This window comes from Clostridium sp. CAG:221 (assembly GCA_000435835.1).
Taxonomy (GTDB): Bacteria; Bacillota; Clostridia; order Clostridiales; family Clostridiaceae; genus Clostridium.
Window position 1 is genome coordinate 42,897 of record FR883402.1, and the last position, 21,623, is coordinate 64,519.

Consider the following 21,623-nt stretch of genomic DNA (forward strand, 5'->3'; position numbering starts at 1 on the left):
GAGCCTTTATGAGAGAGTTAGTAGCATATGTTATTTGTGCTATAGTTATACTGTATGGTATAAGGGAAAGTATAGGTACAGCATTTGAAGAAAGAACCTTAAAATATTCACTATATAAGGTATTATATTATTTTTCTATATTGCTGACATTTTTTCTTGTAATAGTAAATTTAAATTTAGTAATGACAATAATTATAAGATTTAAATTACAATATCTTACCTTTATATATAATACAAAGTACACCAATAGCATTATACTAATTATATTTTTCTGTATTAGCCAGAATATTATTTATGTATTGTTAAAGCTATTATCTCAACCTGTTCTTTCATCTTTTAAAAGCAGTGAAAAGAGGGCAATCCCTTTATGCATCATATCAGGATTTTTAGGATTTATTAAAGGATTAGTCATAATTCTAATAGCTTTTGTAGGTGTGATTACTTACAATAGAACCATAGGAGATAATAACAAAATAGATTTATTTAATGATTTTTTAGCTTATGATAGAATAAAAACTATTATATTTACTGAGACTAGCTTTAAAAATCATATGTATCCTGTAAATGACAACACAATTTCCACTGCTAATAATATTATTTATTATAATGGAGTGACCTTAGAAGAAGGTATACAATCTAATGAGGAAATAGATAATAAGGCTAAAGAAATAATAAAATTTTGCGAGGATGATAGAAGTAAGGCCAAAAGGATATATACTTGGATAGGCACAAATATCCAGTATGATTCAGAAAAGGCATCAAAAGCTTTAAATGAAGAGGAGCTAAATGGTAGTGGATCAATTGCAGCCTGGTGTAATGGTAAAGGAATATGTTTTGATTATGCATGTCTTTATGTATCAATGGCAAGAGCTGTAGGATTAAAAGTAAGGCTAGTTACAGGAGAAGCATTTGATGGTAATAGTTATGGTCCTCATGCATGGAATCAAGTTTATCTAACAGACGAAGAAAAATGGATAAATGTTGATACAACATTTTATATTTCAGGAGATTATTTTGATAGCAATTTATTTGATGAAGATCATATAGAAGAAGAAATTGCTGGTGAATGGTAAATAAAAAAGCACTTTAGTTAAAGTGCTTTTTTATTTTTGGATAAAATAAGTTTTATTGCCTTTTCACAGTCAAGGTCAGAGCTATCTAATGCCCAAGCTAGATTAAAATATATTAGAGCTTTATTGCTTTCCTGCTTCATGGCATAACAATAGGCTAGGTTAAAATAGTATTTACTTTCTTTTTGAAATTCCAGAGATTTTTTTATCATCTTTATAGCAGAATCAAAATCTCTTAATTTTATATAGCACACACCAATATTATAATAAGAGCAAGGAACATTTGAATTTGAAGCAATTGATAGCTTATATGAATCTATGGCCTTTTGAAATTGTTTTTCAGTATACAACTTATTACCTTCATTGAAGTGATTCATTTTTCCCTCCTATGATTTATAAATATATTTTAATTATGTTCTCTATATGGAAATATTATTCATTAAATTATATTATTTTACAGATCATATTATGAAAACTATAAAAAAATATAATGAAAAATTATTAGGAAAATATGTTATAATATAGTAAAAATTGAATATAATATACATAATTGTATATAAATATAAAAGAGAAAGAGAGATATATTATGGGTAAGTATAAAGTGGGTATTGATGTAGGTTCAACTACTATTAAAGTATTAGTAATTGATGAAAATAATAATATTAAATATAGCACTTATAAAAGACATTTTTCAGATATAAAAACTACCTTAAAAGAGAGCTTAAAGCAATGTTATGAATTTATAGGAAATAGCAATGTTAAGATGATGGTAACTGGTTCAGGAGGACTAGCTGTATCTAAATGGTTAGATTTATCTTTTGAACAAGAAGTTATTGCTTGTACTAAAGCTATAGAAACCTTTATACCACAGACAGATGTGGCCATAGAACTAGGTGGTGAAGATGCAAAGATAACTTATTTTAGCAATGGGATAGAACAGAGAATGAATGGAAGTTGTGCAGGAGGCACTGGAGCATTTATAGATCAAATGGCAGTACTTTTAAATACCGATGCCATAGGAGTTAATGAATTGTCTAAAAAGGCCAAGATAATTTATCCAATCGCTTCTAGATGTGGAGTATTTGCTAAAACAGATATACAGCCATTAATTAATGAAGGTGCAAGAAAAGAGGATATTGCTGATTCAATTTTTCAAGCAGTTGTTAATCAGACTATTAGTGGACTAGCGTGTGGTAAGCCTATAAGAGGAAAAGTAGCATTCTTAGGAGGACCACTTCATTTCTTAGATGGACTTAGAAATAGATTTATTAAGACTTTAAATTTAAAAGAAGGTGAGTACATAGTCCCTAAAGAATCCCATTACTATGTAGCAATAGGAGCAGCATTATTGGCAAAAGATGAAAAGTATGTACAACTAGATGATATAATAGAAAAAATCAGTACAATAAAAGTAGAAAATGATGCTGATGGACATATTGAACCTTTATTTATTGATAATGATGATTATGAAGAATTTAAGATAAGACATGAACAAGATAAGGTTAAGAGAGAAGAGTTAGAGAGTTATAAGGGAAATGCCTTTTTAGGAATTGATGCAGGTTCTACTACTACAAAAGTATCGCTTATTGGAGAGGAAGGTCAATTGCTATATTCTTATTATAACAGTAATGAAGGAAGTCCCTTAAATAAGAGCATAGAAATATTAAAGGATTTATATAAAAAACTTCCTAAAGATGTGAAAATAGTAAAAAGTACAGTGACAGGCTATGGTGAAGGATTAATCAAGACTGCTTTAGGAATAGATATTGGAGAAATTGAAACCATCTGTCATTTTAAAGGGGCAGAGGCCTTCTTGCCAGGGGTAGATTTTATTTTGGATATTGGCGGACAAGATATGAAAGCCTTAAAGATTAAAGAAGGAAATATTGATAATATTCTGATAAATGAGGCATGTTCTTCTGGCTGTGGGTCATTTATAGAAAGCTTTAGTAAATCATTGAACATTCCTATTAAGGAGTTTGCTAAATTATCAATTAAATCTAAGAAACCAGTAGATTTAGGTTCTAGATGTACTGTGTTTATGAACTCAAAAGTTAAACAGGCACAGAAGGAAGGATATGATGTTGCAGATATTTCAGCAGGATTATGCTATTCAGTAATAAAAAATGCTTTATATAAGGTTATAAAGATACGTAATTTTGAAGAGTTAGGCAAAAGGATTATTGTACAAGGAGGAACATTTTATAATGATGGTGTCCTTAGAAGCTTTGAAAAGATAACAGGAATTAATGCAATACGTCCAGATATTTCAGGTATAATGGGAGCATTTGGTGCAGCATTAATAAGTAGGGAAAGATATATAGCAGGTGAAGAGACAACGCTAGTATCAAAAGAGGAACTAGGAGAGATAGAAATAGCAACTAATACTATGAGATGTGGTGGTTGTGGAAATAACTGTCTTTTAACTGTAAATAAGTTTTCCAATGGTAAGAAGTTTATCACAGGAAATAGATGTGAAAAGCCTCTAGGAAACATGAAGGGCAAAAAGGAAATTCCTAATTTATTTAAATATAAATTGGAGAGGGCCTTTGATTATAAACCTTTAGATGAAAGTAAAGCTGAAAGAGGAGTAATAGGAATACCAAGAGTACTTAATATGTATGAGAATTATCCGTTTTGGTTTACACTACTAACAAGTTTAAAATTTAGAGTTGAAATATCACCATTATCCAGTAGAAAAATATATGATAAAGGAATTGAGACAATTCCATCAGAATCAGCATGTTATCCAGCAAAAATATCTCATGGCCATGTGTTATGGCTTATAGAAAAGGGCATTAAAAATATTTTTTATCCATGTGTTGCATATGAATACAAGGAAGATCCTACAGCAGATAATCATTACAATTGTCCAATGGTAACATCATATCCAGAGGTTATCAAAAATAATATTGATGAAATAAAGAAGCAGGAAATAAACTTTATTTCGCCTTTTATCTCACTAAACAATGAAGAAAAATTGGCAAAAAGGATATATACAGTATTCAAGGAGTTTGGTGTATCTATAAAAGAAGCTAAGGAAGCCGTGAAGAAAGCTTTTGAAGAAAGAGAAAGATTTGTAACAGATATAAGGCAAAAAGGTGAAGAGGTTATTAAATATATTGAAGATAATAATATTAAAGGTATAGTGCTTAGCGGAAGACCTTATCATGTAGATCCAGAGATTAATCATGGATTAACAGATATTATTACATCTTATGGTATGGCAGTGCTTACAGAAGACAGCGTTGCTCACTTAGGTAAGGTAGAAAGACCTCTTAGAGTAGTGGATCAATGGATGTATCATAGTAGACTATATAGGGCAGCATCATATGTAAAGAATAATCCAAACTTAGAGCTTATTCAAATTACTTCCTTTGGCTGTGGACTTGATGCCATAACATCAGACCAAGTTAATGAAATTTTATCATCAGCAGGAAAGATGTATACACTAATAAAAATTGATGAAGGAAGCAACCTTGGAGCAGTAAGAATTAGAATTAGGTCATTAAAAGCAGCAATTGAAGAAAGAGAAAGGAAAGGTATTAAGTTAAAGCCAGTGACAGAAGTGAAAAAAAGAAATATTTTTACTAAGGAAATGAGAAAGGATTATACAATCCTTTGCCCTCAAATGTCACCAATACACTTTGATTTAGTTGAAGCGGCATCTAAAAGTGTTGGCTATAATGTAGAAGTAATGCCATCTATTGATAAGGAAGCAATTGAGTATGGTTTAAAATATGTAAATAATGATGCATGCTATCCATCAATAATTGTAGTAGGACAAATGATTCATGCTTTGATGTCAGGAAAGTATGATTTAAATAAGACTGCTGTAATTATGAGTCAGACAGGAGGAGGATGTAGGGCTACAAATTATATAGGATTCATTAAAAAGGCATTAAAGGAAGCTGGTTTTGATAATATCCCTATAATTTCATTAAATTCCCTAGGAATGGAAAAACAGCCAGGCTTTGAAATAACACCATCCTTTGTTAATAGAGGTCTTATGGCATTATTATATGGAGATTTATTTATGAGAGTCTTATATAGAGTAAGGCCATATGAAAAGGTTAAAGGATCAGCAAATGCATTATATAAGCGTTGGAATGATATTGCATGCAAAAATGTACAAAATGGAAAGTGGTTGGAGTTTAGTAAAAATATTGAAAATATAGTAAAAGATTTTGATGAGCTAGAAATATTAGATATAAAGAAACCGAAGGTGGGAGTAGTAGGAGAAATACTTGTTAAATTCCATCCAACAGCAAATAATGACATAGTTTCACAATTAGAAAATGAAGGTGCTGAAGCTGTTGTGCCAGATCTTCTAGATTTCTTCTTATATTCGTGTTATGATGCTGAATTTAAATATAAATATCTTTCTGGAAGCTATAAGTCTATGCAGTTAAATAAATTAGCAATTAGGATAATGGAATTATATAGAAAGAAGATTAAAATAGAATTAAGCAAAAGCAAGAGATTTGGCTATCCAATGCATATAAAGGATTTAGGAAAGAAAGCATCAAAAGTATTATCTCTAGGTAACCAAACAGGTGAAGGCTGGCTTCTTACAGGAGAAATGCTAGAACTTATTGATACAGGTGTTAATAATATTGTATGTGTACAGCCTTTTGCATGTTTACCTAACCATGTTACAGGTAAAGGAATGATAAAGAAACTTAAGGAACTTTATCCTTTATCAAATATTGTAGCAGTTGATTATGATCCTGGTGCATCGGAAGTAAATCAAATTAATAGAATTAAACTTATGCTGGCAGTGGCATTTAAAAACATGAATTTAGAAAATAAATGCAATGAGAAATATGAAATTAATGAAGAAACAGTAAGTGAAGTTGCTATAAAATTAAATAATTAATACTAAAAATAAGAGAAAAATAAAAAATACGACATTTTTTTATTTTTCTCTTTATTTTTTTCGTACTTTTTACTATAATATATGTATATTTTAAACGGAAAATTAATGGCAGGAGAGATAATATGAATAATAATAATCCATATATATTAGTACTTGGGGCATCAATAGTAGATATAATTGGTTTTAGTAAGAGAGAATTTAAGGCAAAGGATTCAAATCCTGGAGCTATAAAGATATCTCTTGGGGGAGTTTGCAGAAATATTGCTGAGAATTTAGCTAGGGTAGGAGTAAACACAGAGTTTATTTCCACATTAGGAGATGACTCTAATGGAAGAAATATATTAGAACATTCTAAGAGAATAGGCTATAAGATGAATAATTCATTAATCTTAAAGGATGAATGTACACCTACATATATGGCAATACTAAATGAAGAAGGTGAAATGGAGTCTGCAATTGTAGATATGGAGAGCATAAACAAAATGGAAAGTAGCTTTATAGATTTAAAAGCTGAAATTTTTGAAAATGCTGAATACACTATTGTAGATGCAGACAACCCTCAATTATTAGAGTATGTTTTAAAGAAATTCCAAGGAAAAACTAAATTTATACTGGATCCAGTTTCAGCAAATAAAGCAACAAAAATAAGCCATTTGATGAAATATTTCCATACAATCAAACCAAATAGATTAGAGACTGAAGCTTTATGTGGATTCAAAATCAATGGTTATGAAGATTTACAAAAAGCAGGAAGATACTTCTTAGAACAAGGAGTGGAAAATGTATTTATAAGTTTAGATGCAGATGGAATTTACTATCTTACAAAAGATGAAGAAGGTACTATATGCCAAAATGATAAGATAGACGTAAAAAATGTAACAGGTGCTGGAGATTCATTTGTAGCTGGATTAGGATATGGATATATGAATGGTTTATCTATAACTGAAACATTAAAGTATGCAATTGCAATGTCAATAATTACTATTACTCATGAAGATACTATTAACCCAGCAATGAGCCATGAACACGTTAAGAATTACATGAGTAAAATGACTTGGAAATAGTTATTTTAAGAGATGCTTAGGCATCTCTTTTTTTACGCTTAAGAAAGTATAAAATTTTTAGCATAAAGAATACTAATAAATTAGCCATTTCTTATATACGTTGTTACTAGTGCGTAAAAAAAGAAAATTATAGTGCCCAAAAAGAACCGTAAAAGAAAAATACATTTATTAAATTTTTGTAAGGATTTATTTTTCTTTTAGAACCTTTTGGTTGGCTAACAAAAGTTGCTTTCTTCGCTGAAGCATGGCGTCAGCCACTTTTGTACTGCAAAAATACAACATTAGATTTTATACAATAACAATAAAGGCATATTTATATAAGAGGGAAGAAATAAAAAAAGATATATAATCTTAAATAAAATACTCGTAAATGAGTATAGTAATTAATAAAAAACTGCACCAATAAACTGTCAGTATAAATACTAAATACATGGACAAAATATTTGTGAGGTGATAAGTATGGGAAGTAAATTAAAAATAAATAAAAAAGAAAATAAGAATATAAGCCATAATCCTCAAGCTGAAAGTGTTAAAGCATGCTTTGGTGAACCTAAAGCAAAGAAATATGATCCAACAGATTTTAAAATTTAATTTTTAGGATTAAAAAAATGGAAAAGTACGATTATATTTTTAGATGGCTTAAAAATGCATCAAAAGCTGAAAGGCATATTGATGAAATGGAGGATTTTGCCAAAAAACATCCAATAATATTTATGAAATTCCATAAATATTCTCGAGATATCGTTGAAAGAAATGAGGATGATGAAAAATATATTAAGGCTAAAAATGAATTAGAAAAATTGTTTAATCAGCACTCAAGTGATTTCTCATCAGTATTTGAAGCTGTGAAAAGTAAATTTAATTATTAAGAATAGGTGAATAAAGATGGATAATAATAAAAATAGAATGAAAGATAGAGAAAAATCTAATAGTGAATTAAGAAAAATTGATCCTACAGGAAATTCAGATGTAGGTATTAAAAATGGTGAAAAGATTGGAGCTCATGCTCATAACAAAAAGAGTTATAAGACTTATGAGTGGATGCAAGATAAATAAATGAGAAAGTAAAGCAGTTTTTCTGCTTTACTTTTTTACTTTAAGCTAAGCACTAGTTAGTAAGTTCATCTAATAATTCCTTAACAGTAATAATTTTATCAACTTTATAGGCATTTTCTCCGCAGAAAACTAACCCATTATCAACATCTCCTTTTACAGAGTTAATAAGTGCTTGTGTTATACAGTAAGGAGTTGTAGCTGGATTACAACTAATTATACAGTTATAGCATTTTTTAGGCTTATATATTCCGGTGTTAATGTTGTTAATGAATTTGTTATTTAAAGCTCTACCAGGCATACCTACAGGGCTCTTAATAATTTTAATATCGTCTTTCTTTGCATTTATATATGCATTTTTAAAATTAATATGAGCATCACATTCTTCAGTGGCAACAAACCTTGTACCAATTTGAACACCTTGTGCACCAAGTTCTAAATATTTAATTATGTCTTTTTTATCATAAACGCCACCGCCTACAATAACAGGTATATCTTTTTTAAATATGTCTTCAAATTTTTTAATTTCAGCAATAATATTTTTAACATTTTCATCAAAGGATAATATTTCATTTTCTATCTTATCTGCCTTAAAACCTAAATGTCCACCGGCAAGAGGTCCTTCAATAACTACAGCATCTGCACAAGCATTATAATGACTTTTCCAATATTTCAAAATTACATTAACTGCTTTAACAGAAGAAACAATTGGTATTAGTTTTATTGTACTTCCGCTAGCATATTTAGGAAGATTAAGAGGTAGACCAGCACCAGATATTATCAGATCTGCTCCAGCTTCTATGGAGGCTTTAACAAAATCTTCATAATGTTTTAGAGCAACCATTATATTAACACCAATTATTCCACCATTAGACAATTCCTTTGCTTTTTTAATATTTTTTTTAAGTCCTCTGATATTGGCTTCTAAGGTATTTGTGTGAAAATCACTCTCCATATATCCAGGATGAGCAGCAGAAATGACTCCAATGGCGCCATTTTTTGCAACTTCGCCTGCTAAATTGCAAAGGGAAACACCAACACCCATACCTCCTTGGATGATTGGCAGCTTTGCTTCTATATTACCTATTACTAATTTTTCAAACTTCATATGAAATGACTCCTTTGTATTTACAATTAATAATTTGATAATCAAAATATTATATATTATAATTGATATTTAAGAAATTTGCAAATTAAGGCAAAAAGTTTAAATATTGACAATTCATACAAAATATATTACTATACAGGTAGTTTGATAATCAAAATATATTTAAAAATAATTTACAAAATAAAGGAAAAAATAAAAATATTGACAAATATTCTTAAAAGTATTACTATACAGTTAGTTTGGTAGTCAAAATAAGTAATGAGAGTTATAAATAAATCTGTATTTGCTTGTTTAATAACTAAAAATTATTATAAGAGCTTATTTTTTCTTTATATTTAATTTGATTATCAAAAATTTTGAATTTAAAACTAAAATAAGGAGAATGTAAATGCCAGGAGTAAGAATTGTAGGAATAGGTCATTATAGTCCTGATAATTGTATTAGTAATGATTATTTGGCATCAATTGTAGATACAAGTGATGAATGGATCGTTAAAAGAACAGGTATAAAGACTAGAAACCTTTCACAAGGTGAAGGTAGTAGCGAACTGGGAGCAAAAGCAGCATTAAATGCTCTAAAAAACTCAGGTTGCAGTCCAGAAGAAATTGACTTGATAATTGTTGCAACAACAACACCAGATTCATTTACACCTTCATCAGCATGTAGGATACAAGGAATGCTTGGCTGTATAAATGCAGCAGCATTTGATATTAGTGCAGCATGTTCTGGATTTCTATATTCATTAATAATTGCTAATAATTTTCTTAAGCAAGGTGAAAGAAAAAAGGCTTTATTAATTGGTACAGAAGTACTATCAAGAATTGTTGACTGGAGTGATAGAAATACTTGTATATTATTTGGTGATGGTGCAGGAGCAGCTGTTGTTGAATTTTCTGAGGAAGGTAATGGAATAATGGAAACTTGCTTCGGATCTGATGGTTCTCTAGGGGATCAGTCTTTAAGGGCTGGAAGATTTAAAGTGGTTAATCCTATTTGTAAAGTAGACGATTCTGTAGAAAATAATTATATTTCTATGGATGGAAAGGCAATATTTAAATTTGCCGTTTCAATTATACCAAAAATTGTAGAAGAACTTTTAGAAAAATCTAACTTAGATATTTCTGATATTAAATATATAGTTCCACATCAAGCCAATATGAGAATAATAAAAGATTCTGCTAGAAGGCTTCATGTTGAAATGGACAAGTTCTTTATTAATTTGGACAAGTATGGTAATACTTCAGCAGCAAGTATTCCTATAGCATTAAGTGAAATGAGTGACCAAGGTTTATTACAGCGAGGAGATAAAATTATTGTAGCAGGTTTTGGTGGAGGCCTTACATGGGGTGGAGCCTTAATCGAATGGTAAAGTTAAATAAAAAAAATTTATTATAAAAATTAAAGATTATGGAGGATTATAAAATGATATTTGAAAAGGTAAGAGAAATAGTAGCAGAACAATTAGGAATTAGTGAGGATGAAATAAAATTAGAAACTAACTTTGTAGATGATTTAGGAGCAGATTCATTAGATTTATTCCAAGTTGTAATGGAGTTAGAAGATGCTTTTGATGTAAAAGTTGAAGAAGTTGATGGATTAAAAACAGTAGCAGATGCTGTTAAATATATTGAAACTGCTACTCAAAAATAGGAGGAGTATTAATGAGTAATGTAATATGTGAAATGTTAGGCATTAAATATCCTATTTTTCAAGGTGCAATGGCATGGGTATCTGATAGTTCATTAGCTGCTGCAGTATCTAATGCAGGAGGTCTTGGAATTATAGCTGGAGCAAATGCTCCAGCTGAGCATATAAGAAATGAAATAAGAAAAACAAAAGAAATGACAGATAAACCTTTTGGAGTAAACATTATGCTTTTATCTGAAAATGCAGATGAACTAGCAAAGATGGTTATTGAAGAAGGAGTTAAAGTAATCACAACAGGTGCTGGAAATCCTGGAAAGTATATGGAAGCGTGGAAAGCAGCAGGAATAAAAGTCATTCCAGTGGTAGCTTCAGTTGCTCTTGCTAAAAGAATGGAAAGATCAGGTGCTGACGCAGTTATTGCTGAAGGTTGTGAATCTGGAGGGCACGTAGGTAAGCTAACTACTATGGCATTACTTCCTCAAGTTGTTGATGCAGTTAATATTCCTGTAATTGGTGCAGGAGGAATAGGAGATGGCAGAGGAATTGCAGCTGCCTTTATATTAGGAGCTTCAGGTGTACAAGTTGGAACTAGATTTTTAGTTGCTGAAGAATGTACTATTCATGAAAATTATAAGAATGCAGTTTTAAAGGCTAAAGATATAGATACTGTAGTTACTGGAAGAGTTACTGGACATCCAGTACAAGTATTAAAGAATAAATTGGCTAATGAGTTTTTAAAGCTAGAAAGACAAAATGCTGATATTGAAGAAATTGAAGCTTTAGGGAGAGGAGCTCTTGCTAAAGCTGTAAAAGAAGGAGATGCTGACTGGGGATCACTTATGTCAGGGCAAATTGCTGGAATGGTTAATAAGAAACAAACAGCTAGTGAAATAATTGAAGAAATGTTTGCTCAATATAATGAAATAATAAATGGTATTAGAAATGGAGAAAGCATATGAAGATAGGTTTTATTTTTTCAGGCCAAGGTTCTCAATACGTTGGAATGGGTAAAGAATTATATGAAAATTTTCAAAGTTTCAGATCTATATGCGAGAGAGCTAATGAAGCATTAGATTTTAATATAACAAATTTAATGTTCCATGGGGAAAAAGAGCAATTAAATATTACGGAAAATACACAGCCAGCAATACTTACTATGTCTGCTGGGATTTTAAGTATATTAAAAGAGAAAGGTATAGAAGCAGAAGCTGTGGCTGGCTTAAGTCTAGGAGAGTATTCTGCTTTATATGCAAGTTCAGCAATAGATTTTGAAACATGTGTAAAGCTTGTTAAAAAAAGAGGGCATTATATGCAAGAGGCAGTTCCACTTGGTGTTGGAGGAATGGCTGCCATAATAGGATTAAGTGAAGAAAAATTAAAGGAATGCCTTGTAGAGGCAAGAAAATATGGTGTAGTTGAAATTTCAAACTACAATACACCAAAGCAACTTGTTATTGGTGGAGAAGCAAAAGCTGTGGAAGTGGCAATAGAACTTTGTAAGGAAGCTGGAGCAAGAAGAGCAGTACCACTTAAAGTTTCTGGACCTTTCCATACACCGCTTTTAGAAGAAGCTTCTGTCAATTTAGCAAAGGAATTAAATAATATTGAGTTTCAAGATATGAAGATTCCAGTATTAACAAATGTAACAGCAGAGGTTATTGCTGATAGTAGTCAAATAAAAGATTTATTAATCAAGCAAGTTAAATCTTCTGTTAAATGGACAGAGACTATTAGAAATATGATAGATATGGGTATAGATACTTTTATTGAAATAGGACCTTCTAGAACTTTAAGCGGATTTTTAAGAGATATTGATAGAAGTGTTACTACATTTAATGTAGAAGATATGAAATCTTTAAATAAAACTTTAGAAGGGATATTGATAAAAAATGCTTAAAAATAAGAATGCAGTGGTTACAGGAGCTACCAGAGGAATAGGTAGAGAAATAGCTTTTACATTAGCAGAAAATGGTGCTAATGTAGCAATTAATTATAGAACATTAAATGAAGATGTTGAAAGATTAATAGAGGAATTAAAAAGCTACGGAACTAATATAGTGGCAGTAAAATGTGATATTTCTGATGAAGAAGAAGTGAAAAATTTTATTGCAGAATCTAAAAAACAACTTGGTAGCATTGATATCTTAATTAATAATGCAGGAATAACTAAAGATGGACTTTTAATGCGAATGAAAGAAAAAGACTTCAGTGATGTTTTAGATGTTAATTTAAAAGGAACATTCATCACTACTAGAGAAGCTGCTTCTATTATGATGAAGCAAAGGCATGGAAAGATCATTAATATTTCTTCAGTGGTTGGAGTTATAGGAAATGCTGGGCAATGTAACTATGCAGCTTCTAAAGCAGGGGTTATAGGTTTTTCTAAATCTGTAGCAAGAGAACTAGCATCAAGAAATATTACAGTAAATGTAGTAGCTCCAGGATTTATTAATACAGATATGACAGGGGTTTTACCTGAAAAGGTAAAAGAAAGCATGCTTCAAGGTATTCCTCTTAAAAGAATTGGTGAGCCAAAGGATATAGCTAATGCAGTGTTGTTTTTAGCATCAGATTTATCCAACTATATTACAGGACAAGTCATAAATGTTGATGGCGGAATGGTTATGAACTAGAGGAGGTATATTATGAAAAGAAGAGTTGTAATTACAGGATTAGGAGCAATAACACCAGTTGGAAATAATGTTAATGATTTTTGGAATTCCATTAAGGAAGGTAGAAATGGTATTGATGTAATAACACATTTTGATACATCTGATTTTAAAGTAAAGCTTGCTGCAGAAGTTAAAGACTTTAAGGCAGAAAACTATATGGATAGAAAGCAAGCTAAAAGAATGGATAGATTTTCTCAATTTGCTATAGCTGCAACAAAGGAAGCTTTATTAGATAGTAAGTTAGATTTAGAAAATTATGATAAAGAAAGAATATCTATAATTTTCGGTTCAGGAATAGGTGGAATTGAAACAATTCAAAATCAAATAAGGATACTTGATACTAAGGGTCCAAATAGAATATCACCACTTACAATCCCAATGGCTATTTCTAACATAGCTGCTGGTAATATGGCTATTGAATTTGGAATTAAAGGAAGTTGTATAAGTCTTACAACAGCTTGTGCTACTTCATCACACTGTATAGGAGAAGCTTTTAGAAATATAAGAGATGGCTATTCAGATATTGTAATTTCAGGAGGAACTGAAGCTTCAGTAACAGAATTCTCAATTGGTGGATTCCAAGCGCTTACAGCATTAAGCAAGAGTGAAGATAGAAATAGGGCATCTATACCATTTGATAAAGAAAGAAATGGTTTTGTAATGGGTGAAGGTGCTGGAGTAGTGATTTTAGAAGAACTTGAAAGTGCATTAAAAAGAGGAGCAAAAATATATGGAGAAGTAGTTGGTTATGGAACTACTTGTGATGCATATCATATGACATCACCAAGTAGTGATGGAGAAGGGGCAGCTAGATCAATGAAAAATGCAATTTTAGATGCAGAAATAAGCCCTGAACAAATAGGTTACATTAATGCTCACGGTACTTCTACTGAAATTAATGACAAGGTTGAAACACTAGCAATTAAGCAAGCTTTTGGTGATTCATATAAAGATGTAGCTGTAAGTTCAACAAAATCTATGACTGGACATTTATTAGGAGCAGCTGGTGCAATTGAAGCAATCATCTCAGTTAAAGCAATTGATGATAACTTTATTCCAGCAACAATAAATTACCTTAATGCTGATGAAGCCTGTGATTTGAACCTAGTAACAAATAATGGACAAGAGAAAGAAATTGAGTATTCAATGTCCAACTCTTTAGGATTTGGAGGTCATAATGCTACATTAATATTTAAGAAATGGAGGAATAAATAATGTTAGATTATGAACAAATTAAAGAGATAATTAATAAAATTGATGGATCTAGTTTAAGATTATTTGAATTGGAAGATAAGGATGTAAAACTTAAGTTAAGCAAAAATAGTGAGGGAAATAATTCTGTTAATAATGAAAGTAATTATGAAAGCAGGATTGCTCGTGAAGAAGTAGCTAGTACTGAAGCTGTAGCTTATAGTGAACCAGAAGTAGAAAATAAAAAAGTAGAAGAAAAAGAAGAAGTTACTAATCTAGATGCTGATCTTAAGAGTATTAAATCACCTTTAGTAGGAACATATTATTCATCGGCTACACCTAATGGTACTCCTTATGTAACGGTAGGAAGTAAGGTTAAAAAGGGAGATACTCTTTGTATAATAGAAGCAATGAAGGTAATGAATGAAGTTACAAGCGAGCATGATGGTGAAGTGATGGCTGTTTTGAAGAAAGATGAAGATATCGTTGAGTATGGAATGGATTTATTTAAAATAAAGGAGATTTAATATGAACGTAAAAGAAATAATGGAAATTATACCTCATAGATATCCCTTTTTATTATTAGATAGAGTGGAATCAATAGAAGGAAATAAAATTATTGCAAAAAAAAATGTTACAATGAATGAATACTTTTTTCAAGGACATTATCCTAATGAACCAGTAATGCCAGGCGTACTTATTGTAGAAGCTATGGCACAAGCAGGGGCAGTGGCAATATTATCAAAAGATGAATTCCGAGGAAAGACTCCTTTCTTTGGTGGAATAAATAATGCTAAGTTTAGAAAAATGGTTAAACCAGGAGATACTTTAACTTTAGAAGTGGAACTTTTAAAAATTAGATCTATGGCTGGAATGGGCAAAGGAACAGCCTATGTTGATGGAAAGAAAGTAGCTGAAGCTGAGTTAACCTTTATTATAGGGTAAAAAGAGGTGTTTATATGATTAGTAAGGTTTTAGTTGCAAATAGAGGTGAGATTGCCGTTAGGGTTATCAGAGCCTGCAAAGAGCTGGGAATTAAAACAGTAGCTATTTATTCTGATGCTGATAAAGAAGCTATGCACACACAATTAGCTGATGAAGCTATTTGTGTAGGTGCAGGAAAATCAAAAGACTCCTATTTAAATGAAATTAATATAATAAGTGCAGCAGTAACTACAAAATGCAATGCAATTCACCCAGGGTTTGGATTTTTGTCTGAAAATGCTGAATTTGCATCTATATGTGAAGAGTGTAATATTAAATTTATTGGTCCTAGCAGTGAAACAATGAGTATAATGGGTAATAAGTCTAGGGCCAGGGATATTATGAAGAGTGCTGGTGTTCCTGTAGTACCAGGTAGTGATGGTGTAGTAGCCACATATGAAGATGCCATGGTGGAAGCTAGGAAAATTGGTTTTCCACTTATGATAAAGGCCAGTGCTGGAGGCGGTGGAAAAGGTATTAGGCTTGTTCGTAAATTTGAAGAACTGGAAAATGCATATAATACTGCTAAAAGTGAAGCTAAAAATAATTTTAATGACGATTCTGTATATATGGAAAAGTTTATTGAAAATCCAAGACATATTGAATTTCAAATATTAGGAGATAGCTTTGGCAATGTGGTACATCTAGGCGAAAGAGATTGTTCAGTACAAAGAAGAAATCAAAAGGTTATTGAAGAAGCACCTTCATATATTTTAAGTGCTGAACTAAGAGAAAAGATGGGTGATGTTGCAGTTAGAGCAGCAAAGGCTGTAAATTATGTTAATGCAGGAACTATTGAATTCCTAGTTGATAAAAATAATGATTTTTATTTTATGGAAATGAACACTAGAATTCAAGTTGAACATCCTATAACTGAAATGATTACTAATGTAGATATAGTGAAAGAACAGCTTAAAATAGCATCAGGTGAAGAAATGAAGCTTAATCAAGATATGATAAAGATCGATGGACATGCAATTGAATGTAGAATAAATGCAGAAAATCCAAGTAGAAATTTTGCACCATGTCCAGGAAAAATAAAGTTTCTAAATCTTCCAGGAGGTAATGGTATTAGAGTTGATACGGCAGTTTATCCAGGATATACTATACCACCATTATATGATTCAATGATTGCCAAGCTTATTGTTCATGGAAAGACTAGAGAAGAGGCCATAAGAAAAATGATTAGTGCCTTAGAAGAAGTGGTAATAGATGGAATAGATAGTAATGTTGATTTTCATATAAGCATATTGAATAATAAGAGATTTAGAGAGGGTTCGTTTGATACAAGCTTCATAAGTGAAGAATTTGGATTATAAAGTGAGGAATAAGAATGGGAATTTTTAAAAAGAGGCAGTATGGTGTTGTAACTATGCCATTAGATGAAAGTAATGTTCCTGTCGTTCCTGATGGCACATGGGTAAAATGTGATAAGTGCGGGAAAATACTTTACAAGAAGTATTTAACTGATAATTTAAATGTTTGTAGCAACTGCAATCATTATTTCAGATTAGGAGCATTTGAGAGAATTGCAATGATATGTGATGAAGATTCTTTTAATGAATTTGGTAAAGATATTGAAACAGAAGTAGGGCTAGACTTTCCAAATTATAAAGAAAAGCTAGATAAGAGCATGAAGAAAAGTAAGCTTAAAGAAGGTGTAATCACTGGAGAAGGCCGTATAAATGGAATAAATTCAATAATTGCTGTAATGGATTCTAATTTCATGATGGGAAGTATGGGAACTGTTGTTGGAGAAAAAATAACACAAGCTGTAGAAAGAGCTATTGAAAAAGAGCTTCCATTAATAATTTTTACAGCATCTGGTGGGGCAAGAATGCAGGAGGGAATACTTTCTTTAATGCAGATGGCAAAAGTAAGTAGTGCCATTGCCAGACTAAATGAAGCAGGACTTTTATATGTAACGGTTCTGACTGATCCAACTACAGGTGGAGTTACAGCAAGTTTTGCCATGCTTGGTGACATTATAATTTCAGAACCAGGTGCTTTGATTGGTTTTGCTGGTAGAAGAGTTATTGAAGGAACTATTAAGCAGAGCCTTCCTGATAATTTTCAAACAGCAGAGTTTCTTTTGGAAAATGGCTTTATAGATAAAATAGTTAAAAGAAGCGAACTAAAGAGTACAATAGGAGATATTTTAATGTTACATGGTTATAAATAGTATAAATGCTGAATTATGAATTATTAATTAAATTATTTAATTTATAGCTCATAATTCATCATTGTTTTTAGGAGGTTACTATGATTAAGAAACCGAAGGCTTGGGAGAGAGTTAAGATAGCGAGAATGATTGAAAGGCCTACTGCTTTAGATTATATAAATGAAATCCTAACAAATTTTATTGAGCTACATGGAGATAGGAATTTTAAAGATGATGAAGCCGTTGTGGGAGGAATAGCGTTACTTGATGAAATGCCTGTTACTGTAATAGGAATCCAAAAGGGAAAAAATCTTAAGGAAAATATCAAGAGAAATTTTGGTTCACCAAATCCTGAGGGTTATAGGAAGTCATTAAGACTTATGAAGCAAGCAGAAAAGTTTAAAAGACCTATAATATGTTTTATTAATACTTCAGGAGCATATTGTGGTGTTGGTGCAGAAGAAAGAGGACAAGGTGAAGCAATTGCTAAAAATTTAATGGAGATGGCACTAATTAAAACACCAATAATTTCAATTGTCATTGGTGAAGGTGGAAGTGGTGGTGCACTGGCACTAGCTGCAGGTGATAGGGTTTGGATGCTAGAGAATTCAGTTTACTCTATATTATCACCAGAAGGATGTGCGTCAATTCTGTTTAAGGATTCAAGTAAATCTAAGGAAGTGGCTGAGATAATGAAGCTTACTTCTTATGAATTATTAGAGCTAGGCGTAATTGAAAAAGTTATAGAAGAACCTAAAGGCGGAGCTCAAAATGATTTTGAAAAGGTTGCACTTGATATAAAGACTTCATTGATTGAGGGCTTTAAGGAACTTGAAAGTATGGAAATTGATGAGTTATTATCTAAAAGGTATGAAAGATTTAGAAAATTTTAAAGACTATAATGAATTTTATAGTCTTTTTTTATATTTTTATATAGTATGATAAAATATATTAGGACATATACAAATGTTGATATACATAGTAAGTATTTAATATAATTATATTATAAATAATACATAATGCTTATTATTTGGAGGGGAATATATGGAACATAAAGTTATAACTAAAGAAAAAAGTAAAATAAAATTGAAAGAGCCTAAAAAATATAGTGTCATTATGGAAAATGATGATTTTACAACAATGGAATTTGTCATTGATGTATTGATGAGCGTATTTAATAAGGATAGTATAGAAGCTAATAGAATAATGCTTGATGTACACTCTAAAGGAAGAGGAGTAGTAGGAACTTATCCATATGATATTGCTGTTACAAAAGTGTCAATTGCAATGGATATGGCTAAAGAAGAAGGATTTCCTTTTATGATAACTATTGAGGAGGTTTAATGTATGCAAGTGACAAAAGAGGTTAATGAAGTAATTGTTGGTGCAATTGAATTTGCTAGAGAAAATAAGCATGAATATGTAACAGCTGAACACATATTATATAAATGTACTTTTATAGAAAAAGTACAAAATGCCATGGAAAAGTGTGGTGCAGATATTGAAAATTTAAGAAAAAATTTAAATGAATATTTCAATGAGTATATAAAGACTACAGAAAACACAGGTATTCAAGAAAGCTACAGTTTTCAGCAAGTGATATTAACAGCAGGGGAACAGTGTATGGCTTCTGGTAAAAATGTCATAGAAATTGAGCATATTTTATCAGTGATATATATGATGGAAGATAGTTATGCTTTATATTTTTTAAATTTAGAGGGAATAGATAAAAGAGATCTTCTTTTTACTTTATGTCATGAAGAAGGGAACGTAAAATCAGAAGAAAGTGAAGAAAAAGCATCAAAAAATAAAGGTGAACAAAAAGGCAATAATAAATCTATAATTGAGAAATATACTGTAAATTTAAATGAATTTGTTAAAGAGCAAGATAATAATTTACTTGTAGGGCGTCAAGATGTTTTAGATAGAACTGTACAGATTCTATGCAGAAGAACTAAAAATAATCCTATTCATGTTGGAGAGCCAGGTGTAGGAAAAACATCTATAGTATTAGGGCTTGCTAGACTTATTAATGAAGGTAAGGTTCCAGAAAAGATTAAGAACTCAGAAATTTATTCACTTGATATTGGTGGGTTATTGGCAGGAACTAAGTATAGAGGCGATTTCGAAGAGAGGATTAAGAAAGTGCTAGATCAGATTAAGCATAGATTTAATCCAATAGTTTATATTGATGAGATACACTCTATTGTGGGAGCAGGAGCTTTAGGTGGTGGATCTTTAGATGCATCTAATCTTCTTAAGCCATATTTAATGGAAGGAAAGATAAAGTTTATTGGTGCAACCACTTTTGATGAATATAAAAAACATTTTGAAAAGGATAAAGCTCTTACAAGAAGATTTCAAACAGTGGAAGTAAAGGAACCTAGCATTAGTGAAACCATTGAAATTCTTAATGGAATTAAAAAGTCATATGAAGAATATCATAATGTGTCTTATACTGATCAGGCCATTGAAAGTGCAGTTATTTTAAGCAATAAGTATATAAATGACAAATTCTTACCAGATAAGGCTATTGATGTGATAGATGAAGCTGGTGCATCTATTTCTATGGAAAATAGTGAAGAAAGAGCTTTAATTGATGAGGTTAAAATTGAAGAAATAATTTCAAAAATGTGTCATATTCCTAAGAAAACAGTTGAGAAAGATGAAATTGAAGCTTTAATGACTTTAGAAAATAAATTAAAGAGTGATATTTTTGGACAAAATGCGGCCATAGATGAAGTTGTAAAATGTATCAAGATGTCAAGAGCTGGGCTTAAAGATGAAGGCAAACCTGTTGCTTCAATGCTTTTTGTGGGACCTACAGGTGTAGGAAAAACAGAAATATGCAGAGTGCTATCAAAGGAATTAGGGATAAAACTTATTAGATTTGATATGAGTGAATATGGTGAAAAGCATGCAGCATCTAAGCTTATTGGAGCGCCTCCAGGTTATGTAGGTTATGAAGAGGGTGGAATACTTACAGATTCTGTTCGTAAGAATCCATATTGTGTATTACTATTAGATGAAATTGAAAAAGCTCATCCAGATATTTTAAGTGTACTACTTCAGGTGATGGATTATGCCACACTTACAGATAATCAAGGTAGAAAAGCTGATTTTAGAAATGTAATACTAATCATGACTTCCAATGCAGGTGCCAAGGAAATTGGCAAAAATAAGGTAGGATTTGGTGAAAGAGTAGTACAAGGGGAAGCCATTAAGGATGAAGTAAAACGATTCTTCACTCCAGAATTTAGAAATAGGTTAGATAAAATTGTGGTATTTAACCATATAGATAAAGAAATGGCAATAAATATAACTATAAAAGAAATAGGTTTATTTAAGGAACAATTATTAAGTAAAAATATAATATTAGAATTTGATGATTCTGTTATAAACCATATAAGCAGTGAAGGCGTTTCTAAAGAATATGGAGCAAGAGAGATAAGCAGAATAATAAATTCAGAAATTAAGGCATTGTTAATTGATGAAATATTATTTGGCAGACTAAAAGATGGTGGAAAGGCTAAAATTATATTTAGTGATAGTAAATATGCCATAGAGTTTTAAAAAAATATGAAATTAACTATTTTTGTAGATAAATTTTATTGACAAAAAAGATTTTATAGAATAATATAAAAACAAATAATATAAATTAAAAACTGTGATAAAGAGGAGTAAGGATTAGGAAGTATTAAGAGAGGAAGGTCTTGGCTGAAAGCCTTCTATATGGAATATCCTGAAGGTAGCTTTTGAGTTTCTTTGCTGAAAGTATAGCAATTAGTAGGCAA

General features: G+C 30.9%; 21 protein-coding genes and 1 other annotated feature (1 of these 22 only partly in view). Of the genes, 19 read left to right on the forward strand and 2 right to left on the reverse strand.

Annotated features, from left to right (window positions below; genetic code table 11):
* The first annotated feature begins 8 nt into the window (after positions 1 to 8).
* Complete coding sequence (locus Q5O44_RS07665; RefSeq protein ID WP_291660619.1) at positions 9 to 1,073, forward strand: transglutaminase-like domain-containing protein; 1,065 nt, start codon at positions 9 to 11, stop codon at positions 1,071 to 1,073.
* A gap of 17 nt (positions 1,074 to 1,090) precedes the next feature.
* On the opposite strand, the gene Q5O44_RS07670 is transcribed toward Q5O44_RS07665, so the two are convergent.
* Positions 1,091 to 1,447, reverse strand: coding sequence for a tetratricopeptide repeat protein (locus tag Q5O44_RS07670; RefSeq protein WP_022167823.1), 357 nt, complete (start codon positions 1,445 to 1,447; stop codon positions 1,091 to 1,093).
* 209 nt (positions 1,448 to 1,656) lie between these two features.
* Between Q5O44_RS07670 and Q5O44_RS07675 the strand changes: the two genes are divergently transcribed.
* The 5 genes from Q5O44_RS07675 to Q5O44_RS07695 all read left to right on the forward strand — a co-directional run bounded on the left by Q5O44_RS07675 (position 1,657) and on the right by Q5O44_RS07695 (position 8,069).
* Positions 1,657 to 5,949 carry a 2-hydroxyacyl-CoA dehydratase gene (locus Q5O44_RS07675; RefSeq protein WP_022167824.1) on the forward strand — a complete coding sequence of 1,431 codons (4,293 nt, stop codon included), beginning with the start codon at positions 1,657 to 1,659 and terminating at the stop codon, positions 5,947 to 5,949.
* A gap of 122 nt (positions 5,950 to 6,071) precedes the next feature.
* Positions 6,072 to 7,013: a carbohydrate kinase family protein gene (locus Q5O44_RS07680; protein ID WP_022167825.1), complete on the forward strand. Its 942-nt coding sequence runs from the start codon at positions 6,072 to 6,074 to the stop codon at positions 7,011 to 7,013.
* A 459-nt stretch (positions 7,014 to 7,472) separates the two neighbouring features.
* On the forward strand, positions 7,473 to 7,604 hold the full coding sequence (locus Q5O44_RS07685) for a CPC_1213 family protein (RefSeq protein ID WP_022167826.1): 132 nt from the start codon (positions 7,473 to 7,475) through the stop codon (positions 7,602 to 7,604).
* Positions 7,605 to 7,621: 17 nt separating this feature from the next.
* Entirely contained in the window at positions 7,622 to 7,882 is a 261-nt protein-coding gene (locus tag Q5O44_RS07690; RefSeq protein WP_022167827.1) for a hypothetical protein, read from the forward strand.
* Between the two features lie 16 nt (positions 7,883 to 7,898).
* A complete protein-coding gene (locus Q5O44_RS07695) occupies positions 7,899 to 8,069 on the forward strand; it encodes a hypothetical protein (RefSeq protein ID WP_022167828.1) in 171 nt (56 codons plus the stop codon).
* A gap of 52 nt (positions 8,070 to 8,121) precedes the next feature.
* On the opposite strand, the gene Q5O44_RS07700 is transcribed toward Q5O44_RS07695, so the two are convergent.
* A complete protein-coding gene (locus Q5O44_RS07700) occupies positions 8,122 to 9,174 on the reverse strand; it encodes a nitronate monooxygenase family protein (protein WP_022167829.1) in 1,053 nt (350 codons plus the stop codon).
* A gap of 388 nt (positions 9,175 to 9,562) precedes the next feature.
* Here Q5O44_RS07700 and Q5O44_RS07705 point away from each other — a divergent pair, with 388 nt between their 5' ends.
* The 13 genes from Q5O44_RS07705 to clpA all read left to right on the forward strand — a co-directional run bounded on the left by Q5O44_RS07705 (position 9,563) and on the right by clpA (position 21,402).
* The gene (locus tag Q5O44_RS07705; protein ID WP_022167830.1) at positions 9,563 to 10,543 is read left to right on the forward strand and encodes a beta-ketoacyl-ACP synthase III; all 981 of its coding nucleotides are present in this window, start codon (positions 9,563 to 9,565) and stop codon (positions 10,541 to 10,543) included.
* Positions 10,544 to 10,596: 53 nt separating this feature from the next.
* On the forward strand, positions 10,597 to 10,824 hold the full coding sequence (gene acpP, locus Q5O44_RS07710; protein WP_022167831.1) for an acyl carrier protein: 228 nt from the start codon (positions 10,597 to 10,599) through the stop codon (positions 10,822 to 10,824).
* Positions 10,825 to 10,835: 11 nt separating this feature from the next.
* On the forward strand, positions 10,836 to 11,780 hold the full coding sequence (gene fabK / locus Q5O44_RS07715) for an enoyl-[acyl-carrier-protein] reductase FabK (RefSeq protein ID WP_022167832.1): 945 nt from the start codon (positions 10,836 to 10,838) through the stop codon (positions 11,778 to 11,780).
* The gene (gene fabD, locus Q5O44_RS07720) at positions 11,777 to 12,718 is read left to right on the forward strand and encodes an ACP S-malonyltransferase (RefSeq protein ID WP_022167833.1); all 942 of its coding nucleotides are present in this window, start codon (positions 11,777 to 11,779) and stop codon (positions 12,716 to 12,718) included. Before fabK ends, fabD begins: the two co-directional genes overlap by 4 nt.
* Positions 12,711 to 13,454 (forward strand): 3-oxoacyl-[acyl-carrier-protein] reductase, encoded by a 744-nt coding sequence (gene fabG, locus Q5O44_RS07725; RefSeq protein WP_022167834.1) that lies wholly within the window; start codon positions 12,711 to 12,713, stop codon positions 13,452 to 13,454. The genes fabD and fabG overlap by 8 nt, the downstream gene beginning before the upstream one ends.
* 12 nt (positions 13,455 to 13,466) lie before the next feature.
* Positions 13,467 to 14,708 (forward strand): beta-ketoacyl-ACP synthase II, encoded by a 1,242-nt coding sequence (gene fabF / locus Q5O44_RS07730; RefSeq protein ID WP_022167835.1) that lies wholly within the window; start codon positions 13,467 to 13,469, stop codon positions 14,706 to 14,708.
* Positions 14,708 to 15,211, forward strand: a complete 504-nt coding sequence (accB, locus tag Q5O44_RS07735; RefSeq protein ID WP_022167836.1) for an acetyl-CoA carboxylase biotin carboxyl carrier protein — start codon at positions 14,708 to 14,710, stop codon at positions 15,209 to 15,211. Before fabF ends, accB begins: the two co-directional genes overlap by 1 nt.
* 1 nt (position 15,212) lies before the next feature.
* A complete protein-coding gene (gene fabZ / locus Q5O44_RS07740) occupies positions 15,213 to 15,629 on the forward strand; it encodes a 3-hydroxyacyl-ACP dehydratase FabZ (RefSeq protein WP_022167837.1) in 417 nt (138 codons plus the stop codon).
* 14 nt (positions 15,630 to 15,643) lie between these two features.
* Positions 15,644 to 16,987 carry an acetyl-CoA carboxylase biotin carboxylase subunit gene (locus tag Q5O44_RS07745; RefSeq protein WP_022167838.1) on the forward strand — a complete coding sequence of 448 codons (1,344 nt, stop codon included), beginning with the start codon at positions 15,644 to 15,646 and terminating at the stop codon, positions 16,985 to 16,987.
* Between the two features lie 14 nt (positions 16,988 to 17,001).
* Entirely contained in the window at positions 17,002 to 17,850 is an 849-nt protein-coding gene (accD, locus tag Q5O44_RS07750) for an acetyl-CoA carboxylase, carboxyltransferase subunit beta (protein WP_022167839.1), read from the forward strand.
* Positions 17,851 to 17,930: 80 nt separating this feature from the next.
* The gene (locus Q5O44_RS07755) at positions 17,931 to 18,722 is read left to right on the forward strand and encodes an acetyl-CoA carboxylase carboxyltransferase subunit alpha (protein WP_022167840.1); all 792 of its coding nucleotides are present in this window, start codon (positions 17,931 to 17,933) and stop codon (positions 18,720 to 18,722) included.
* A gap of 151 nt (positions 18,723 to 18,873) precedes the next feature.
* Complete coding sequence (locus Q5O44_RS07760) at positions 18,874 to 19,173, forward strand: ATP-dependent Clp protease adaptor ClpS (RefSeq protein ID WP_022167841.1); 300 nt, start codon at positions 18,874 to 18,876, stop codon at positions 19,171 to 19,173.
* Between the two features lie 3 nt (positions 19,174 to 19,176).
* The gene (gene clpA / locus Q5O44_RS07765; protein ID WP_022167842.1) at positions 19,177 to 21,402 is read left to right on the forward strand and encodes an ATP-dependent Clp protease ATP-binding subunit ClpA; all 2,226 of its coding nucleotides are present in this window, start codon (positions 19,177 to 19,179) and stop codon (positions 21,400 to 21,402) included.
* Between the two features lie 85 nt (positions 21,403 to 21,487).
* Positions 21,488 to 21,623, forward strand: a binding site (T-box leader); it runs 140 nt beyond the window's last position.